Below are 20,616 nucleotides of genomic sequence, written 5' to 3'. Positions count from 1 at the left end.
TTAAACCGAAATGGGTGATCGGATAATCCCGAAATAACTGATCGGAATGCTCCGAAATATGCATCTACGACGTTGAATATATCGAAACATATTTTCCTCTCATCGAATACTTATTTAGCCCGGTTGCTTTTCTTTCAAACACACTACAGCAGTTAGAAAAAGTAAGTCAAATAATGGCCCTTACATACACCCAAAGGCCGCCCAATTATGTGGGGCGGCTTTCGTTTATATGTTGGCAATGTTTACACTATGGTTCCTTTTTTGTGATTAACGCCCATCCAAGCCGTAGCTATCGTAACCTGTGACTGGCTGTCTAGACCATCAATAAAGCCATTCTCACCCACCTGAGGTTCAAAGCCACTCATGGCTTGGACCAGCACGTCAATCGAACCCTCTGACAATGCCGTATACTCTCGCTCACCGACCTCGTCTTTTTCCCCCATCGCAACCACAATCTCAGCACGGTTGCTATTGAAGTAGTCATTAAAGGTAACCGAGCCAATCTGCTCAAACTTGGATTGGTCGCTCTGCCCTACAGAATCACGTAAGATAGACAATTTAAGATCGTAGCCACTGCGCTCGAACCACAGTTTCTGCCAGTCGACGCCATCGAAAACAATATTGTCTTCGCTGCGAATATCTTGTACAAGGTTATCAATGATGTCCCCACTCACCATAAAAGTGTCCACACCTGTACCGCCTTTAAAAGTGTTTTGGTAGCCGCCAAGTACCAGTACGTCGTGAGCAGCACCTCCATCAAACTGGCTGAACTTAGAGATAGCAGCAGCAATGAGGTGATCGTCGCCATCATCTCCGTTCAATACGGCGTGATACCCCATGAGTTTGACAACATCATTGCCCCTGCTGGCATTAATACGGTTAGCATTGCCAAACACATTCGCAAAGTCGTTTCCAGCCCCCAGCTCCACTTGGTTATTGTTGCCAATGGTAACGGAATAATCTTGATCACTCCCCGTATCCACGCGATTAAAATTGCCTGTGGTGACAACATAATCAAGACCTGAGCCAGTTTCAATATCACCACCTTCGCCAAACACAAATGACTGATCATCACCCGCACCAAGGAAAACATGGTTGATGCGGCCTGCAACGACTGCCGTGTCGTGACCATCACCACCAAACATCATGTTTTCACGTCCCATTAGAACGCCTGTATCATTACCATTTCCACCCGTAAAGATATTTGACGTGCCCATGGCGTAGAAAACATCATCGCCTCGTCCAGCCCAAAAATTGTTATTGTCTCCTAGATATGCTCCCAAGTCTTTACCATCCCCACCCCAATTGAAGTTGTAATTACCAAGGGATACATTGATGTCACCATCATCTTGCAGATGTCCACTGCTACGAAAGAAGTCAAACGTTTTCTCCTCCATATTGAGAAGATCAGCAGTAAGGTTATTTTTAAGATCCGCCACCAACGATTGCATCTCGTTCTGCTTGTCAGAGCTAAAAATAGTCGCAAATACGTTCGGTAAATTAAGTGAATGGAAACCAAAAGCACGATCTTGTGTTGTTGGCGATTCAGTGACTTTGGTATCTGTACTGCCTTGCGCACTATCTGTGTTATCACCATTGATGAAAACTGAGGAGATGTTTTCATCTTCTGCTGATTTCTCTCTTAGTCCGAGAGTTTGGGCGAAAGACTTCATACCATCGGCGCCCATATCCAGACCCGATTTGAGACTATCTAGCAACTTGGCTGGATCAAAAAAAGCTTGCAGCTGATCGCCGCTGAACTCACCAATGACTTCCAACATTTCTTTGAGTATCGATACACCATCAACATCTTCCCCACTGCGAGAAACTATTTGGCCTGATGCGGTGTAATCGACATCGAAAATGTCGCCAAGTGTCGTCTCTGCACCCACACCAGACCATTTCCCCAACAACTTATTCTTGATCTGACGGGGCAAATCTTGGAGGTTATAAGTGAAGGTTGTTCTTGCTTGGCCTGTGGATGAGAACTGCTGCGTCATTAAGCCAAATAGCGAGCCAAGATTGGTATCCAAAATAGACTGAACATTGTCGCCGAACATAAAGTTCCAGTTCCCAGTGGTCACTTGAATGTCTGACCCTTGGCCTCCTACGGCAAAATTAAACGAAAGCTGCTGATTGGCATTACGAAACTTATCTGCACGAGTATGGTTCGCAGTGCTGTTATTGCCACTTAACCATTGATTATATCGCTTATTTAACGCAGCTTCCGTGTCATATTTCAAACCACGGCTACTAGGTTGGTTCTGGGAATCTAATTCGACCAAAGTGGTGTAATCCACACTACTGCTTAGGTCCAACCCCGACATATCTTTAACAAATTTCTTTGCTCCCGAGAGTGTCCATTGCTTTTGTTGGGCACTCAGCCAGTCATGGCCTTCTCCTGAGATTGCAATACTTTTCAGCACATCTGAAATACGCACAGCACCATCAAATGGATTGACTAGCGGCGGAGTAGGCATTGACTTTTCCATCATCACAACTAAATCATTGCTTTGGCCCAAGTTAAAGCTTACGTTGCGATTACCAATGAACATCTGCGCACCTTCTAGAGCTTTGTAGCCACCAATATCGACGCTGTGCTTACTCTCACCGTTACCTATGTGGAGCATGACATTATTATCACCAAACGCTAATGACTTAAAGCCACCAGTACCGACCTTAATGCCTAAATTGGAGGTCCCCCAGTTGACTGCCGTATACTCGCCATCGCCCACGTTGACTTGAATGTTACCTGAGTAGCTGAGTTTATTTTCGCCTTCGGAGCTGACCGGAGCTTTAGTGTTAACCTTGTGTCCCTTGGGCGCTTCAAATACTTGAATATTACTGCCAATGGCACCTCGCGCTGGCTGTTCAAGATGACTCGCTCCGATATGGGAAAGGTTGATGTCTCCTTCGGCGACGCCGCTGCGAATAAGCTCATCACTAGCGATAGCTTCACCTTGCTCATTCCAACGCAATACCACTTTGTGGTGCTTAGCTTTCCTCACCCATTTTTTATTCTCGGCCAGAGTGTGTTTTCTACCCGAGTCATCAACGGCAAGATCTGAACTACGTAAAGAGATATCGCTTTGAATACCATTGGTATCCATGGCCTTAATAAAGCGATGACCGAAACTTCTCTGACTGTCTTCTTCAACCAAGGAACAGCCCACTACGCTGATATAACTTGGCGTGACATTCAGATTTTCAGAACGGCCAAATTCTTGATTGAACTTGATCAGTGCACTAGCCAAAGCCTCGGGATTATAACCACTTAAGTGAGTATTCTGACTCCCTGAACGATTGCGGCCATGACCCACGAGTTGCCAACGTAGGTTGCCAGAAAGCTGTGAAACATCGCCATAGACGACGCGGTACCGACCCTCATCATCGAGTTGAACAATCACACTATTGTCAGGATGTTTGGCAGCAAGATTGGCTGCCGCATTACCCACAACGCGATCATTTTCCAACTGGATGATAAGTTGGGCCTCAAAACGTGTCGAACCACCCTCTGGTGCCGGCGTGACAGTATGCCTGCTCCATGTACTAACATCCTCGGTTTTTGCTGAAGCTGGATTGATGCCATCTCGGTCTTGCTGTGCCAGTTTCTGAAGACTTTTCTCGAACATAACGGCATCGGCTTGGTGATTCTTAAGCTGCTCGCCCGAACTCAGATCAACCGCACTCTCAAAGTCAATTGGCCAAAAACGCTGGCTCGCGGCATCATACATCACATTACCAAGATGAAGATCCTTGTGATAGATATTGGCTTCAGTCAGATCTGAGACCATTTTTAGGAACATTTCTCTCGCATTGTGAGGAATATCCTCAGGGGCAAGATCCGCGACCGGAACTCCTGGAACTTTCAACATTCGGAGAAAGACATCGCCATTTGCATCTCGGTAGACCTGTGAACTGTCCTCGCCATAGAATTGATTGAAATATTGGGATTCGGCTTGCGCGCCTTCCAACCCTTGTCCAACGTCTTTAATGAGAACACTGGCATCCTCTGGGTCTCGAATCACCAACCCAAATGATCCAGACGCGACAAGAAGTCCTTGTCTTTCATACTCAAACTTGCGCCTTTCAAGGGGAGTCATCGAACTATCAATATTGAGTTTTAGCTTAGGCCGACGTTTTGGACCCAGTGCTTCAAGGCGTTGCGATGTCTCCTTTGATAGCCGCCTAATTAGCTCATCTCTGGCATTGAGAAATTCATGGGACAATTTGCGTTTGGTCGTAAATAATGGCTCTTCCAAGCCATGATTCCACTTATCGTTGAATGAGGCTCGATAGCTTGCATTAATTGCGACCTGTTGGAAATTGGAAAACTCCTGCGGACTGCGAATAACGACCGCCCCCCACTCATTGACATGGAAGTAGTGTTGGATCGAGCCTTTACCTTCACCTAAGCCGTCCTGAGCAAAAAAACTTTTTGGGACAAAAAATGTCGCAGGGAAGTTGTCTGCCATAACCGCATAAGGATTTGAATCATCGGCTCCATGATGAACCATTTCTAGACCATTGGTTCTTTCCAACCCGGCATTGATTACGCTCTTGAGCCTTTTTAGGCGATTACTGACATTGCCAAGGCTTGGCCCATCTTTTTTGTTGTACAAGGCTTCATTATCGTATAGTTCTTTGTACTTGGGCGTTAAATCTTCGTATGTAACAGACTCTTTCCACTGTTCCCAATTTAATGGCTGTTTGACCTTATCCTGTGGACCTAAATCCCCATAAGGATACATCACAGTCAGCAAGTCGTAGTCTGCTGTCATTGGCTGTTTAGACACGGGATCGCCCATGACCTTAAATGGCGCTAACTCACCCTCTTTCATGTAGTGAACATGCCATAGGTCATCGCCATTTACCGTCACTTTATTCAACAAGAAAGTGACGACTTGTTCACCATTGATTGCGGTTGTTTTATACATACCGCTGTTTGGATCCAACTCCAATGGCGTTAAAGACTGGTATTTTGAAATCAACTCATCAACTCGTCCCTGATTGAGGTACAAATCGGCACTTACTGCATTGCCCGATTGAATAGATTGCTCAGCGTGTCGATTAAATTTCTCAATGTCTCTTCTTGCTGAAGCTTTGGCAAACGCCTGATCCACTGGAATAAATCCCGACATTGGCCCCCAATCAGAACTTTTTGCCTTAACAAATAGACCTTTACTGCTATACATCTTTGAAGCGATCAGCGATTTAGACTTGCCGTCAATAGGACGCACCCCAATGATCACATTTTCACGCTCTGCAACATCAGCTAGTGCTTTTTGGTCAATTTCTGGCATGCCTAATTCGATGGTTTCTGATTGCGAAATTGGCTCTAGAACGAGGTCTCGGGATTGGTAGTTCTTAGTGTGTGTTTGCGTACCATCACTTGCAATATCGCCATTTTCTCTCTGTTTGCCTCTCTCTGCGTACTGCTTTTCACCTAAGGCTTGCAGTTCCTTGTTTTCACTCGCTGACAAAATGGGAGTATCGGTCTTCACGCCTGACAAGTGGATATATTTGCGATTCTCACCCTGAGAGGCGCTAGTTGGCAGAACAATACTATCTGTGTTTATCTCAGTGAACATTGAGGTGATCGTACGACTACTGTATTTTTGGCGAATACCTGCGCTAATTTGCAAGCGATTAACAGCATTCATCGCCTCTTCAAAAGCGCCTTGTTCATCCTCGTTCAACCCCTCACTGAACCTGCCGTCTCCATAAACTTTGCTTTGTCCGTCAACATGACTGCCTGTTTCATTGCCTGCTTCTACGGTATAACCGTTAGCCGAAAGACCACTACCAATTGCGCCCTCGCGGTCAGGACGATCACCTTCGTTTTGTTTGGCTTGTTTCGCATCTGTCTGCGCTTGGGTCGCTTTATTTTCTGCATTCAAGACGTCTCGCTCACCACGAGACTGCGCCGCGTTTGATGCCTTGTACGCATCAGATTCGGCCTGTTTCGCTTCGTTACTTTTCGCAAAAGCATCAACTTTACGTCTTTCTATATCGTCTTTAGCATCAGCAATGTCTTGATCTGCTCCTGTTCGATTTTGCTCACCTTTTGCTACACCCGCTTCAGACTTTGCAACGGTAGCTTTGACTTTGCTGTTATTGTTCGCCTGAATCTGCTTCGCCCCAGCAATCTTGTCATTGGCTAACTGCTTAGCACCATCAAGCTTGCTTTGAATATTACCGAGTAGGCCGTCTGCGAAGAGATCGCGCCATTGGTCACCCGACTCGCCTGTGTATATAGCTTGACCATCGAGGGTATTGAGACCTTTCGCGACTTTTGTCAGCTCGGCAATCACCTCTTCCGATTCATCTTTCATCGCGTCGTATTGAACTTGGCCATTGCTTGCCAAAGCTTGTTGATCGGTTGATTCTAACTGACTTTGCGAACCCACAACGACATCGAGCTGCGCCTTCTTTTCTTGCTCTAGACGTTGGCTATCCGCTTGTGCGTGATCCCTATCCAACAGAGCATTTTGTGACGCCTCATTTTGTGCTGCATGTTTGCTTATTGCATTGGCTTGTGGCGATGATTTTATTGCTAATTCTGATTGCCGACCATAATCGCCTTGCTCAACATCGCCGTTAACAATTCGGTTAGATGTTTGACTTGATGATACATCAAGGTCTAGATCATGCTGCATCTTGTTAAGATCAGGCGTATCTACCTTTGTCACGCTGCCAGTTAAACGACGACCTAAGTCAGAACTCACTTCCTCAATGGCAGCCATTTGGAAGCCATCCAGTTTGGTAATTTCTGGTGTTGCAATAGCACCACGACCTTTGCGCGTACCAGAAGATGAGCCTTCGTCACCTTGCACTAAGTAATTAATTGCCTGACTACCACCAACTCCCAAGACCGTTTGTTTGATATTGTCAAACAAGCTAGCAAGTTTGTTACTGCTGGTATTACTTGATGCCACCGCCAAGCTGTAGAAATCACCATTACCGATTTTGATTGCTACATTATTTTGCGCATAAGAGGCATTAATGCTTAAGCCATCCCCAACATGAATATTGGCGTTCGCTTTCCCCTTCATCACTGTGACATTCAGACCATCACCCACTTTATTGGTAATGTTGTACTTGCCCCAGACAACATTAGCCGAAACACCGTCACCGACTTTGGTGTTGATATTGGTATCACCAGAGGCAACAATCACACCCAAACCATGGCCTACTGTGGTCGTAATATTGGCTTTGCCTTGTGCTGCGGTCACCTGTATACCATCACCAACTTTGGTAACAATATTGCCTTTACTCCATAGTGCGTTATAACTATCACCGTCTCCTACTTGAGTAACAACGTTAGCCTCACCTTTTGCTAGTAAAACATTGCGACCGTCACCCACTTTAGTAATAACGTTTGCCTTCCCCCAAGCGCCAGTGTAATCATCACCATCACCCACATGGGTAATAATATTAGCTTTACCTTGTACAACAGTGATTTCTTCGCCGTCACCCACTTTGGTAATAATGTTCGCATCACCTTTAGCAAAGTTGTAGCGATCGCCACTACCAATCTGAGTAAACACGTTGGCTTGCCCCCAACCGACATTAACACCTAAGCCATCGCCCACTTTAGTAATGATGTTAGCCTTACCTTTACTAATGCCAATAGTTTTACCATCCCCGACATGAGTCATCACGTTACCCACATCGGAAATCAGCAAACCCACAGTGGTGCCTTGACCAACTTTGGTCAGGATATTGCCTTTACCCGCTAACAAAGCGGCTGTTGTCGCATCACCAACATGAGTGACCACATTCGCTTTTGCAGCTGCCACAACACCCATGAAATCATCGCCTATCTTAGTGACAATATTGGCTTCGCCCAGTGCCAAAACACCGGTTAAGCCATCTCCAACATGAGTCATGATGTTGGATTTACCAAACATCGCTGCCAAGGTTGTACCGTTACCGACCTTGGTCATCACATTTGCTTCACCCGCAAATAATCCTATACTGGTACCATCACCGACATGGGTGTAGATATTTGCTTTACCGAGCATTAAGGCCGCCGTGAGATCATTACCCACTTTAGTCATGACATTCGCCTGACCAATCATGGCTCCGAATGTACTCCCACGGCCCACATGTGTATAGATATTCGCGTTACCGACCATTGCCGCGAGTGCAGGTCCGTTACCCACCTTTGTTGCGATGTTGCCTTTGGCTAACATTAAGGCCACCGACGTACCATCACCAATATGAGTAAACACATTGGCCTCTGCCACCATCAAGGCAAGAGCGTCGCCATCGCCGATTTTAGTAAAGACGTTACCAAAACCTCCCATCACAGCCAATGCATTGCCTTCCCCGACATGGGTAAAGATATTACCTGCACCAATCATGGCTGCAATTGAAGTACCATCGCCGATTTTAGTAAAAATATTTCCTGCGGCGCCCATAACTCCATGTGTTTGGCCACTACCGATATGGGTTAGAACGTTACCTATGCCAAACATAATACCAGTCGTATCACCATTGCCCACTTTGGTCAGAATATTCGCACCACCGACCATTACGCCAGTTGCAGTGCCATCACCAACGTGTGTAAGGACGTTTGCGCCACCACCCATGACAGCAAGGACATTCCCTTTTCCTGTTTTAGTCAGAAGATTAGCACCGCCCAACACCACAGCCGCAGTGTTAGACTCTACTTCATCACTACCAACATGAGTAATCACATTCGCGCCACCTAGTGCAGCTGCCGTTAGAGCACCATTACCCAATTTAGTAACCACATTTGCCCCCCCTGTAGCTACCGACGTCACATCACCTTTGCCCATTTGTGTCATGACGTTGAAGCCACCGGTAGCCACCCACAGCCCGTTACCAGATCCAATTTGAGTATGCGTATTGTAACCACCAAACATCACTATACGGCTACTACCATTGCCCTTGTGAACGGAAATGTTGCCGTAAGCCAGCAAATGCGCAAGGTATTGACCATCACCAATACGAACCAATACATTGACTGCTCCGGCTGCGTATACATCCATTTTCCCTTGCTGACTTTTGTGCACAAGGACATTAGCCGAGCCTGCACCACGAAAGTTGAGCTCGCCTTGTTCGCCACTTTTAATGATGACATTGGCTGCCCCACTGCCGTTAAATTCTGTATTCCCGTATCGAGAATTATGTAAGATGACGTTGGCAATACCGCTGCCATTAAAATAGACGTTACCGTGAGTGACGTCCGATTTGATGACATTGCCACCACCAGCACCATGAAAGCGCACATCACCCGAACTTTCACCGCTATCAGTCGCTGACTTAAACAAGGTTTGGTCACTATACTCATCGATATCCGCAACCGTTTCGCTAGTGCTTCTGACCACATTAACACTGTAATTAAGGTCACTTAACGAGTAGCCACCTTTGCCCATAGAGTGGAATCCATTGGCAGATGTTATATCCTCATTGGCTAGGTTGGCGGTGTGATCACCTTCTTTGTACCAAGAACGAGCTTGGTATTTAAGCGCGCCTGTTGCGGTATCATTGGCAAGCTCCACGACCACTATTTTTGTATAGGGCCCTAGGACTTTAGCGTAAACATAAGTGTTCGGTTTTCGGTGCGATTTTACCGCTTTAACGTCAACTACCGTGCCATCAGTGTAAATGGCGTGGCCACCCATTTTTGCATCCGACAATGCCACGTCTTTTGCATCAATTACTGCACCATTTGCGTAAGTCACCCACTCATATTCTGTGAGATTTTTTTCGACGGCATGGACAGTTACCGATTGCTGATGTTCGAGTTTGATATTAGACAGGGTGTAACCACCATTGATCGGATTTGACTCAAAACCTCCAGAAAACGAAACATCGGAATGTGCAAGATCGGATAAATGATTACCCTTTTTGAACCAAGCTTCTGAGTAGTACTTAAGCTCGTTAGTTTCTGTATCGTTATAGAGACGAATTTTGTTGATTTTGGTGTAAGTGCCGTCTGCAATAGCAAACAGGTAGGTATTCGGCTCTCGCTCTGATTTTACGGCGTTAACTGCATGGAAAGTGTTATTGTGATCAATCGATGTGCCATGCATCTGCCCGGAGGTGAGAACAATATCCTCGGCTCTAGCATATTCGACTCCTTGAGTGTCAAAGCCACTGCCACTCCCTTTACGAGTGATCGTGTTATAAGCGCCACCTCCAGAAAAATGGATATCACCATTCGCCACGTCGGAGTATATACTATTGTATGCCCCCATCCCTTCAAAACGAATATTTCCGTGTGTTGCGATATATATATCATCCACTTGACGAGTACGTTCAATACGATTTGATGTACCCGCACCTTGCAAGGTAATATCACCCTGCTTGCCTTTTCGTATTATGTGGTTGTCAGCTCCCGCACCACGAAAAATGATACTGCCGCTTTCTACGCGAGAACTAATACTGTTTGCAGCACCCGCACCGTCGAACGTCACGTCACCGCGTGAACCCTTATATTGGTTAAACCACGTTCGATCCAATTTATTCCCTGCACCCGCACCAGTGAAGGATAAGTTGCCTTGGTTAGTTTCATGCCAAAGAGCATTGTAACCACCCACACCTTTGTAAGAGACATTGCCACTGACTCCTTTCCTTTTAACGCCATTGTAAGCTGCAGTGCCATCATAACTTACATTTCCATGATGACCTAAGTGATCAATTGACACAGCACCAGCAGCGCCAGAAAATGACACATGACCATCACCGTTTTTGTCAATATTTGCATACCCAGCAGAGCCTTTCACAAAAAGCTGACCTGTAGTGTCTTCTACTCTTAAAACTGCGGAACCTCCGACGACCGTATCGTTGCCGCTCGCGGTATATACAATTGCATCGACCGATCCAACTGTAATATGATCATCACCACCAAGGGCATGAATTTTTCCACCAAAGCCAATGGCGACAATATTGTTATTCCCTTCATCGGCGGAATAGTTCCCTGAGAAGAAGTATTCAACACTTCTCCAGAATGGTTTTCCCATAAGCCAGCCTCTTGTTTAGGAGTTAAATAGAAAACCACTGTATTTTTCGTATACAGCAATCATTTTGAGTATCCACTTTGCCGCGAACAGTACAGACTTTCTGTCCCTTCCACGGAACGAAGATACGGCGCCGAAGATCGTTAACCACTTCGCGGCCATGGCCGAACGGCGCAATCATCTCTGGAATATAAATGCACTGGCCTGAACGCCAGTCCGATGGAGATATTTCACGTACGCCAGAGAGTAATTCTTCACGAATTTGCTCAGAGACGAATGCCCAATTACAAAATGCAATTGGACTCCCATGTTCATCTTCGTAATAGCAAAATTGGTTTAATGTCAACGCTGGCATAATACGTTGCTGCCACTCTGCAACGAGGTATCGGCGATGAAGTGGCGAATGCTGACTGAGCAGCATCACTCCACCTATCACTTGTTGTATCTGAGCTAAAGGAAGATCGATTGATTGATGTGTGATAGATATTTTGTCCATATCAACCCAAACGTGTTATTTTTTCGCTTGGGGTGCGCTATTTTTGGCGGTAGTGTTCTCTTCCCTAACTGATTCTTGTATGGTGCTTTCAGCGGCATCACCAGCGGGCAAAAAACCCGCCGCGACGAGTTTGTCAAATTCCTCCCCCATTCGGGGATCTTCTAACATATTCTTAATCATAGATACCATGTACATAAAACCGGATGCGGGCATATGTACGACTTGTTTAAGCTCAAGCTCATTATCACTTTCTGCCATCACACCATTTGCCATACTTTTCTGATCTTGACCTACAAAATAAAGAGAAAAAACACCTTTATTGTAGTTAACACTAGATATTGTCTGAACAAACTTCTCAGTCATAGCCTCTCCTTAATGTATTTATATGAACATGACCAAAATCTTTTCATTAAAAAATGACATCTCACCAGCACACTTAATCAGGTGATCAGGTACACGAAAATATTGTAATTTTTACTTTTAGAAGAAATACTACATCCAAAAATCATATCTATCAACTAAGATTAATAACCAACATTGATATTTATGTCATTTTTGTTTATTTCTGTTTGAATTTTATATTCACTATTAGGCTATATATCAAAAGTGCAATCAGTTTCACTACATAAGAAACACATTGAATATCATGGGAAAAAGTGAAAGATCTATAACATTCAAAAGGTTAAAAACCAAAGCTAACTATTAATAAATCTGGCATTTTATTATCTTTAGTCAAAAAATAACTTGATAATATATTTCATCACAAAAATTCAGCGAAATATGATGTGAGTCAATATAAATTTAAGTGTTATTTTTGGCAATATGAAAGTACAGGTAAATTTTTAAAATCAACAATGTCAAATACAATACAAGAAAAGTTGACTTAGCATCAAATTTTACTCATATAAAAATGATAACATATTTGCATTATTCGCCTTCAAACAGAACTATTATTTTAGCGAGCGCTAATAAAGATTATGATATTATAAGAATTCTCGTCGAAATTCATTAAATGATATCTATTCATAGATGTGACCTGATTTTCTAGTTTGAACCTTTGCAAAAATTCAAAATACAACTCAGTATTCATACAAGTTATATAGAATGCGGTCAACTGATACTTATATTCCGACAGCATAAAACAGATACCGCATTTTTCGAAAATTTTTCAACAGATTACTTATTGAGAGGATTAAAAAACACAAAGCCCGCTTATCGCGGGCTTTGTCCATCAGCATGTAGCATATCAAGCTTGAGCTGGAGTAGAACATTCTTTCTCGATTGTTTTATCAAAATCTACGATTGAATACTCATCATTATTTTGAGCTACGGCGTTTTTATACCCGTCATAAGAACACTCTCCAATATCATTTCTCGGGCATATAGAGATCTGGTTCTTATCAATCATCTCTATTCCACAATTCGGGCAATATCTATCCATGGTATTCTCCTGACGTTTTTTGCCTTTTACATACAAGCATAAGTCCTGCTTTTAAAACTCTAACTGTTTTCACCGATGAAGCCAGTCATAGCACACTCAGACTTACAACTTTTCACACCTAGTTACACTATTCCGTGTATTTTATATTGGTTTTACAACATAAATATGACACTTAGCACAAATCAATTTTGCACTGCGAAATCTGAGTCTGGCTTACTATAGAGTGTCCTTGCGATATAAGCAATGATTCCAAGGTTTATCACAAGCAATGTTACGCTGACTAGACTCGGATGATGGATGGAAGCATAAATTTCAAAAGGTACATAGATTGCGCAACTAATCAGTGCTAACCATTCAGTCCAGCGAAACTCATTCCAAAGGCCATAGGCTTCAATCCATCGAATCAGTGTATAGCCCCCTGCTACCCCCATGAGTACATTCATGTTTAGCTCAGGCACACGCCTTGACAGATCTATTATCATTTCAGATATTGGGTGCACTGGGTTAAGATGAAAATATTGTACAAGGAGCTCCGTCAATTGCCGTAAATCCTTACTGGGAAAAAAATAAATTCCCAACACAACCGCAAAAGAAAGAACACCTTTCAACGCTTCTAAAATCGCTATGACCCTCAAGCCTGAGTTTGTTTCAACTTGCATAACGCTCATACCTCATACAACATCTGTGAGCATAACTTCAATGACATTAACACGTAGATTCAATCTTAAGTGAAAACTGTGTAAAATCTTCACCAAGCATAAATGATGGTGATGATTGAGGCTTCATTACTAAGTGTTTGATGGCGATATCTCAGCTAATCTAGAGTGAATGTTTGCTCTTACTTCATCTAACCATGCATATCGCTTAGTATACAGACGGCGTTTGTTCTTATTTAAAGCTCTCGGGTCTTTGCGAACAGGGTCTAGTGGAATCTTATACATATATTTGGATACCTGAGTACCACCATACTCGCTCCAAAGCTCAGAATATTGATAGCTGACGCTAGAACGCTTTGAGCCCATATATCTTAGCGCCTGATACACATGTCCTTTATTGGTTACTCCATAGATAGACTCAATTCTCCACTCTTTTGCTAGCATGAGCAAAACTTCAAGCATCAATGCTTTGGGTCGTAAACCATGCATGCTTCTTGTCAAAGACTTAATGACTTCCCCTCGATCAACAACGTATTCACTCGGCCCTTGCAAAGCGCCTATTTCAATACCTCTTATTGGTGTGGTTGATATATTAAAAGCAAGAGTAAACAAATCACGATTACTCGAATCAACCAGCTTCAAAGCAAGCGAACCCTCTCTCTCAGGCCCAGGGCATAAGACCATAGCGCAATCTTGTATTTCAATTAATTGCCAACCTCCATTCTCATAAAAGAGATGGATATTGGCACCATACATCTGATACAAACTTTGGAAATGTTCATGAATCTTCACTGCCCTTTGTCGGGGACGCCAGTTGAGACATACGTAGGGTTTTAGCGGCTTCTCAAAGATTCTTGGGTTATTCTTTCTTATTGAGCTCAGTTCTGGTTGTTCAAACAAGTGTTGCATCGTTTTTAGAACCGAAGGTTTGAGCATTGACCAGAGGCAAAACCTCGCATTATAGCGAAGTTTTTTTGCTCCCTTTATATCTGGGTAGACGCTCTTTGCAACTTTGGGTAAAGACTGAATAAAATGAATGTAATTGATAAACATAATAATATTTTACTAAACTTGGCACAAAGCAAGAAGCCTGACCAAATGGTCAGGCTAAAAACGAAAAGATAAGCACTAGAAGCTGTATGAAACGGTCGCTCCGACAAGCCACTGATTGGCGCTATCCACAATAGGAGAATCTGCAATCTCATCGCCAAGACGGGTATAAGTCGTGGTTTGAGTCAACTGCCAGTTTTCGCTAAGCGGTAAGATAACCTTATAGCCTACGTTGTAAGACACATCACCACTGCCTTGATAAGCTTTGCGTGTTTGTGTCGCCTCTTTATCTTTTACTCCAAAGTAGTAATCAACATAATCTTTACTTTGGTATGAAATGCCTGCAAACGGAACAAAATCAGCTTTACCAATGGTCAAAGGTAGGAAATATTTAACCCCTGTTAAATAGCCATCGTAAGTATCTAAAACATCATGCTGGTAATAGGTTGAAATCGTTCCTTGAGAGAGGTGGAAATCAGCATTAATACCAAGATCTAAACTGAGTCGACGTTTATCCATGCCTTTTAGAAAATCTGAAGTATCCTTGTCGTACATAAGACCAGAAGTCCCCAGATAACCACTCATATTAAAGAGATCACCCGTCTTCCCTAGAAAGCGATAGTTAATACTTTGAAGTGTGGCGTTAAAGTCTTCACCTTGGTAACCAAAATTAGCGAGTGGAGCAAAGTTATGTTTCTGATCTTTATAAAGATCTGTCATACCGACGGCACCAAGCTCCGCAACCCAACTATTTTCTTTTGTGTAAATGTTACCATTGCGAATGTATGAATCGCCTGCATAAGCAGCATTTGCCGCGGTAAGTGCCGTGATTATCAGAGTGAGCTTTTTCATCAATTTTGTCCTCGTGTTAACTCATAATGAACACTGTACAAAATTATTAAAATTGTAAATATGATGACTTTGTCTAATAAATGTCACGATTTGTCAGGCGAAGCTGACAAATGAGGGATACGGAGAGTAAACTTAGCGCCACCAAGGGAGCTCACACCGACATGTATTTCCCCACCATGTCGGTCAATTATCAACTTCACTATGGCAAGCCCAAGACCAAAGCCTGTACTGGATTTATTTCTCGAAGGATCTGCACTATAGAATGGATCGAAAATAACATTCCAATGTTCAACGGGGATTCCTGGCCCATCGTCTTCGACAAAAATCAAAATATCGTTTAAGTCTTGCTGTGCAGACAAGCGAATTTTTCGCTCAACATAACGTAATGCATTCGACAAAAGGTTGCCTATTGCTCGTTTGATAAGCGCACTATCTCCTGTAATTACGATCGAATCTGAAACATCCACTTCAACAAGGTTGCCATGATTACTGGGCAATTTGCTGACCAAATCCGTCAGATAACTCTGAAGCTCAATAGACTCGATATTCAAAATACTATCTGGTCTCTCAACTTTAGCAAAATACAATAGCTCATCTGCCATCTGCTCCATTTCTTCGGTATCCTCGATGATACTGGCTATTTTATCATGCTGTGCTTGGGTTAATTCTTCATCTTGTAGCATCTCTGCTTGCCATTGAATTCTAAAAATGGGCGTTCTTAAATCATGAGCGATAGAATTCGTTAACGACCGGTTACTCGTAATGAGATCAGAAATCTTATCCGCCATGTAATTAAAGCTATCGTTCAAAGAGCCTACTCGATAACGGCTACCCGTAGGTGCACGTGAATTAAAGTCACCTTGTGCAAACTTTACCGTTGCTTCTTCAAGTACTCTGACTCTTCTGCTGAGAAACCAAATCAGTCCGGACGTATAGATAAAGAAACCACCTAGAATGAACCCCCAGAGCAAATCATCATCAAAGGCTATGGCTTTACGAAGACTAGATTCAACGTCAGGTTTTACTCGATAGATGATATCCGGAGAGGAAAGCATAAACCAAAATTCGCGCTCATCATCGTAATAAGTATACAAATGAGTTCTATCACCACTAAAGTATTTTCTAACCTCAGTAGGTGCTTTTGATATAGGGTAAACAGATAACGTTTTGGCGGTTTGGTTGATGAAATCACGCAGTACTGTCAGCGCCTCTTTCTCTCCTTGACTCTCAGAGATAGACATAAGAACCTCTCTAAATGCCGCTCCCTCTAGGTCTTCTAGAATGTAATCATAGTCAGTATTTATCTGGTAAACGAGAATCTCATAGGCTGTTAAACTGAGCGTGAATAACAGTAACAGTCCGGCAAAAGCTTCTATATAAATCCTTCGCATGCACCTCTACCTACCTTTACCAACTATCCGGCACAAACAAGTAACCTTTACCTCTGACGGTAATGATACGTTTGGGTGTTGTAGAGCTATCACCAAGCTTCTTGCGTAGAGTCACGACTTTATTGTCTATAGTGCGGTCCAAACCATCATACTCAATACCCCTAAGTGACTTGGTTAGCACATCACGAGAGAGCACTTGATCTGGTGAGCTTGCCAATATCCAAAGCAAATCAAAATCACTGTCTGACATACTTATCTGTGCATTATCCAACAAACAAGTTTTACGCGAATGATTCAGGCTAAGTCGTCCATAATTTAGGATGTTTATCTCACTCGTTTCACTGCCTAAAGAAGCCGAGGACTCTTCACCACGCCTCATTAACATTCTTATACGAGCAAGTAAAACACGAGGCTTAATGGGCTTACTAACAAAGTCATCTGCACCTATTTCCAATGCGGCGACATGATCAAAGTCATCATCACTTGCAGTAAGCATTAACACTTTACCCATGTACTTAGATCTTATTTGTCTACAAATAGTCAAACCATCATTGCCGGGTAGCATAAGGTCAAGTAACAAAATTGTCGGCTGTAGCTCGATAATAGCATCAACCGCACTATTTCCATCTTCAAAGGTCTTTACATCAAAGTCATGCTTAACGAAATATTCGGCAAGCATTGAGCGCAGTTTCGCGTCATCTTCAACAATAAATAAGGATTGCAATGAGCTCATCTACCAATTAGCCAGAGTTCTTAGTATGAAGTGACCTAATAGTAGCGCAAACATTGACAAAATACCGAATAAATTATGTGCGTGGCATGAATATTTTGAACACTATTCAATTACACGGATACCTCCTGATGCTATATTGACCTATGATAAGTTAGCGAGTCACTCATCCGCTTGATCATAACTTCAACGACAAGCGCATTGCTTCATTTTATTTGGATGAACTAAAATAAGATTTTTGTTATTATTCGCTCATAGAAAAAGAGGAACTAAGAATGAATCGAAAGAAAAAAATCAATCAAATATTAAAAGCGAAGCAAAAGAAAAAGAACTCGAAGTTACATAAGAGCAACAAACCTCGCTATATATCAAAGGCTGAGCGTACAGAAACACAAACCACGCCAATGAGTGACAGCACTAACCTACCTCACTCTTTAGACGTTTCCGAGTAACAGCTCTTTCTCAATTGGAATATAAGTATCGCATGCATCAATAAGCGATTGTGCACAAAGTCCTGGAACAGCGAACACATCAATTTTAGTACCAAATCTCTGCTGTACCCTTTGTACTAAAACGTCAAAATCGCCATCTCCTGACAGCAAAACCACACGATCAACTTTATCCGCGACCTCGTAGATATCCAACGCAATACCCACATCCCAGTCACCTTTTGAACTTCCATCTCGCCTTTGAATGAAAGGCTTCAGCTTAACGTTGAAGCCAATACCTCTAAGAATATGGTGAAATTGCCTTTGTTTAGGGTCTTGAGATGCAATGGCATAAGCATTCGCTTCTACTACTTTTCTCCCTTGAGTCGCTATGTACCACAATTGGTTATAGTCAAAATTTGCTTGGTACTTCTCTTTTGTTGTGTAGTAAATATTTTGAACGTCGACAAAAATAGCCACTTTTTCCACAAAGACCTCTGTACTCTTTTTGATAAGATTTACTGAATGTTATCATCGCTTTCAATACAAAAGCGAGACTAGGGAATGAGATATCAAAACTAAGTTTTACGTGAACTGAATTCCAATATGGAACAAATGCATTTCCCTTAGTGACACACTTATTTCCAAAAATTCAAAGATAATGGTATTTATTTTAAAGACTTACATTTATCAAATCTTAAATTGTCCTAAATAATATCACACGGAGTTACTAATGTGTGATCCTAGTTCAATATCTTGCTTGATTCCCCATGCGAAAAGCATACTATTATTCGATATTCACATAAACACATATTCATACAAGGCTGGTTTAATGGAGCTAGATATATTTAACCCTTCTAGACACTTGCGTCGAGCAGTCTTGTTCTGGCTAAGTACTTTACTTGGTTCTCTTTCAATAACTGGTATTATCATCAATGGATTTTTTGATAGCTACCCTCAAGTTGCTCTAGCACAAGGTTTTTTTTGTAGTTTCTCATGTTATGTCGCGTTCAAGAGCTACAAAAGTAGTACGTCTTTGATATTGTCAAATGGTTACATCTACTCCTTTATAGGTTTAATTTCCTTCAATACTTATATCTATACCATTGATAATGGCGTATTGGTGTGGAGCTTTCTCTATCCTGTATTGTCGTATTTAATATTGGGTAAACGATACGGTATGCTCGCGACCATGGTTGGCTTCGTCATTCAATTATGCTTAATCATTGACAAGTGTATCCTTAGTAGCTCTATCGTCGTTTGGGAGCTTCCACTTAATTTTGTCACTGCATTTCTGAGCGTCTGGTTAGCCAGTCACGTACTCGAAGTAAAAAGAAAAACATCTGAGGCCTCGCTAGGCCAACTGGCCTCTCGTGACGCACTAACAGGAGTGTATAACAGACATGCACTGATCCATAACTTCGAGCGCTTTCGCCAAGACAGCAAAAAACTGCCACTCTCACTCTTAGTGTTAGATCTCGACTATTTTAAGCAAGTCAATGACCAATACGGCCACGATGTTGGCGACAAAGTACTGATACAAACAGCGGCACTAATCGACTGCCTGTGTGGAGAACACCTTGTATATCGAATAGGAGGAGAAGAGTTCTGCATCGCATTAAATAATACCGACACTCAGAATGCACTCAATAAAGCTGAAGAGATCCGAAGTGCCATTGAAAGTTACAAATTTAACACTCCAGAACAACCCATTTCTCAAACAGCCAGTATTGGTATCTATCAATGTGATCACATTAACGATCTGAGTATCGTACTGAGAAATGCAGACAAAGAACTCTATAAAGCTAAAAATAATGGTCGAAATCAAGTCATGGTCTGCCATAAACAAGAGGAAAACTTAGCAGCTTGTAGCTAAGCCAAATCATCTTCTTCATCAAAAATGACATTATAGTTTTCCGTATAGGTGCATTGTGGCTGTCTGCTGCATGTAAAAAAACGTCGTCCCTTGAATTCCCCTTGTGTAGCCGTTTTTATCACCATTGGACTTCCACAGCGCTTACAGAATCGAACTTCTTTATCCGTTTCAATCAAATCGATATGTGTTGCCAGCAAACGCCTTAAACGACTCACTTGATAGCTATGCTTAACCGTCGTACCAATCAAAGGAATCCCCGATGATTTACAAACATGCATAAGCAGCTTTTGCCGCTCTACTTTTCCTTTATCGAGCTCTCGACCATCATCAAGTTCTATGGCCACCCTAACCTGAAGAGTTCTAGGGTCACACACAATATAATCGAAATAGCTCTTCGCAATCCGATTGTTGGCAATAAACCACTTTTTCTTATTGGTTTCCAAAGGGGCTACTACATTGGTCATGTTAACTTTAGACATCACAACGCCATGCTGCCCTACAGCACTTAACAAAGCGTTATAGAATGCGGTCTCTTTCATACTTAATAAAGCGCCCTTCTTTTTGTAGTGGCAGTCTTTTAACTCATCTTGCTTCGCATAACGTTTTTGAACGACTAAAAAGAAAAGCACGAGCAAAGCAACAATAATAAAAACACTTTCCATAATTCGTTATAAGTACTCCAGCTAATAAGGAATCGTATTT

Annotated in this window: 13 protein-coding genes; 2 read left to right on the top strand and 11 right to left on the bottom strand. The window is 42.6% G+C overall.

Annotation, left to right across the window (positions count from 1 at the left end):
- Positions 1 to 242: 242 nt before the first annotated feature.
- The 9 genes from rtxA to QQK21_RS16340 all read right to left on the bottom strand — a co-directional run bounded on the left by rtxA (position 243) and on the right by QQK21_RS16340 (position 17,613).
- On the bottom strand, positions 243 to 10,997 hold the full coding sequence (rtxA, locus tag QQK21_RS16380) for an MARTX multifunctional-autoprocessing repeats-in-toxin holotoxin RtxA (protein WP_284193263.1): 10,755 nt from the start codon (positions 10,995 to 10,997) through the stop codon (positions 243 to 245).
- A 22-nt stretch (positions 10,998 to 11,019) separates the two neighbouring features.
- Positions 11,020 to 11,481 carry an RTX toxin-activating lysine-acyltransferase RtxC gene (gene rtxC / locus QQK21_RS16375; protein ID WP_284193265.1) on the bottom strand — a complete coding sequence of 154 codons (462 nt, stop codon included), beginning with the start codon at positions 11,479 to 11,481 and terminating at the stop codon, positions 11,020 to 11,022.
- A 24-nt stretch (positions 11,482 to 11,505) separates the two neighbouring features.
- The gene (gene rtxH, locus QQK21_RS16370; RefSeq protein ID WP_284193262.1) at positions 11,506 to 11,853 is read right to left on the bottom strand and encodes a protein RtxH; all 348 of its coding nucleotides are present in this window, start codon (positions 11,851 to 11,853) and stop codon (positions 11,506 to 11,508) included.
- An 883-nt stretch (positions 11,854 to 12,736) separates the two neighbouring features.
- Positions 12,737 to 12,931, bottom strand: coding sequence for a hypothetical protein (locus QQK21_RS16365; protein ID WP_284193261.1), 195 nt, complete (start codon positions 12,929 to 12,931; stop codon positions 12,737 to 12,739).
- A gap of 182 nt (positions 12,932 to 13,113) precedes the next feature.
- Positions 13,114 to 13,590, bottom strand: coding sequence for a DUF2127 domain-containing protein (locus tag QQK21_RS16360; RefSeq protein ID WP_284193260.1), 477 nt, complete (start codon positions 13,588 to 13,590; stop codon positions 13,114 to 13,116).
- Positions 13,591 to 13,719: 129 nt separating this feature from the next.
- The gene (locus tag QQK21_RS16355) at positions 13,720 to 14,640 is read right to left on the bottom strand and encodes a VirK/YbjX family protein (RefSeq protein ID WP_431313132.1); all 921 of its coding nucleotides are present in this window, start codon (positions 14,638 to 14,640) and stop codon (positions 13,720 to 13,722) included.
- A 75-nt stretch (positions 14,641 to 14,715) separates the two neighbouring features.
- Entirely contained in the window at positions 14,716 to 15,489 is a 774-nt protein-coding gene (gene ompV / locus QQK21_RS16350; RefSeq protein WP_284193259.1) for an outer membrane protein OmpV, read from the bottom strand.
- Positions 15,490 to 15,572: 83 nt separating this feature from the next.
- Positions 15,573 to 16,880 (bottom strand): ATP-binding protein, encoded by a 1,308-nt coding sequence (locus tag QQK21_RS16345; RefSeq protein ID WP_284193258.1) that lies wholly within the window; start codon positions 16,878 to 16,880, stop codon positions 15,573 to 15,575.
- A 16-nt stretch (positions 16,881 to 16,896) separates the two neighbouring features.
- Positions 16,897 to 17,613, bottom strand: a complete 717-nt coding sequence (locus tag QQK21_RS16340) for a response regulator (RefSeq protein ID WP_284193257.1) — start codon at positions 17,611 to 17,613, stop codon at positions 16,897 to 16,899.
- Between the two features lie 272 nt (positions 17,614 to 17,885).
- On the opposite strand from QQK21_RS16340, the gene QQK21_RS16335 reads away from it, so the two are divergent.
- The gene (locus QQK21_RS16335; protein WP_284193256.1) at positions 17,886 to 18,062 is read left to right on the top strand and encodes a DUF2986 domain-containing protein; all 177 of its coding nucleotides are present in this window, start codon (positions 17,886 to 17,888) and stop codon (positions 18,060 to 18,062) included.
- Here the strand turns inward: QQK21_RS16335 and QQK21_RS16330 are convergent.
- On the bottom strand, positions 18,045 to 18,527 hold the full coding sequence (locus QQK21_RS16330) for a LabA-like NYN domain-containing protein (protein ID WP_284193255.1): 483 nt from the start codon (positions 18,525 to 18,527) through the stop codon (positions 18,045 to 18,047). The two genes, QQK21_RS16335 and QQK21_RS16330, sit on opposite strands and share 18 nt — an antisense overlap.
- Before the next feature lie 343 nt (positions 18,528 to 18,870).
- Here QQK21_RS16330 and QQK21_RS16325 point away from each other — a divergent pair, with 343 nt between their 5' ends.
- Complete coding sequence (locus tag QQK21_RS16325) at positions 18,871 to 19,914, top strand: GGDEF domain-containing protein (protein ID WP_284193254.1); 1,044 nt, start codon at positions 18,871 to 18,873, stop codon at positions 19,912 to 19,914.
- Here the strand turns inward: QQK21_RS16325 and QQK21_RS16320 are convergent.
- On the bottom strand, positions 19,911 to 20,576 hold the full coding sequence (locus QQK21_RS16320; protein ID WP_284193253.1) for a DUF2726 domain-containing protein: 666 nt from the start codon (positions 20,574 to 20,576) through the stop codon (positions 19,911 to 19,913). The two genes, QQK21_RS16325 and QQK21_RS16320, sit on opposite strands and share 4 nt — an antisense overlap.
- Positions 20,577 to 20,616: the final 40 nt, after the last annotated feature.

This window comes from Vibrio zhanjiangensis (assembly GCF_030161235.1).
Taxonomy (GTDB): domain Bacteria; phylum Pseudomonadota; class Gammaproteobacteria; order Enterobacterales; family Vibrionaceae; genus Vibrio; species Vibrio zhanjiangensis.
The sequence above is the reverse complement of the archived record's forward strand: the minus strand, read 5'-3'. Positions and strand labels throughout refer to the sequence as shown.

Bases quoted from the DNA above. Each gene is read 5' to 3' on its own strand.
- rtxA (WP_284193263.1), bottom strand. From the start codon at position 10,997: ATGGGAAAACCATTCTGGAGAAGTGTTGAATACTTCTTCTCAGGGAAC.
- rtxH (WP_284193262.1), bottom strand. From the start codon at position 11,853: ATGACTGAGAAGTTTGTTCAGACAATATCTAGTGTTAACTACAATAAA.
- QQK21_RS16365 (WP_284193261.1), bottom strand. From the start codon at position 12,931: ATGGATAGATATTGCCCGAATTGTGGAATAGAGATGATTGATAAGAAC.
- QQK21_RS16360 (WP_284193260.1), bottom strand. From the start codon at position 13,590: ATGCAAGTTGAAACAAACTCAGGCTTGAGGGTCATAGCGATTTTAGAA.
- QQK21_RS16355 (WP_431313132.1), bottom strand. From the start codon at position 14,640: ATGTTTATCAATTACATTCATTTTATTCAGTCTTTACCCAAAGTTGCA.
- ompV (WP_284193259.1), bottom strand. From the start codon at position 15,489: ATGAAAAAGCTCACTCTGATAATCACGGCACTTACCGCGGCAAATGCT.
- QQK21_RS16345 (WP_284193258.1), bottom strand. From the start codon at position 16,880: ATGCGAAGGATTTATATAGAAGCTTTTGCCGGACTGTTACTGTTATTC.
- QQK21_RS16340 (WP_284193257.1), bottom strand. From the start codon at position 17,613: ATGAGCTCATTGCAATCCTTATTTATTGTTGAAGATGACGCGAAACTG.
- QQK21_RS16335 (WP_284193256.1), top strand. From the start codon at position 17,886: ATGAATCGAAAGAAAAAAATCAATCAAATATTAAAAGCGAAGCAAAAG.
- QQK21_RS16325 (WP_284193254.1), top strand. From the start codon at position 18,871: ATGGAGCTAGATATATTTAACCCTTCTAGACACTTGCGTCGAGCAGTC.
- QQK21_RS16320 (WP_284193253.1), bottom strand. From the start codon at position 20,576: ATGGAAAGTGTTTTTATTATTGTTGCTTTGCTCGTGCTTTTCTTTTTA.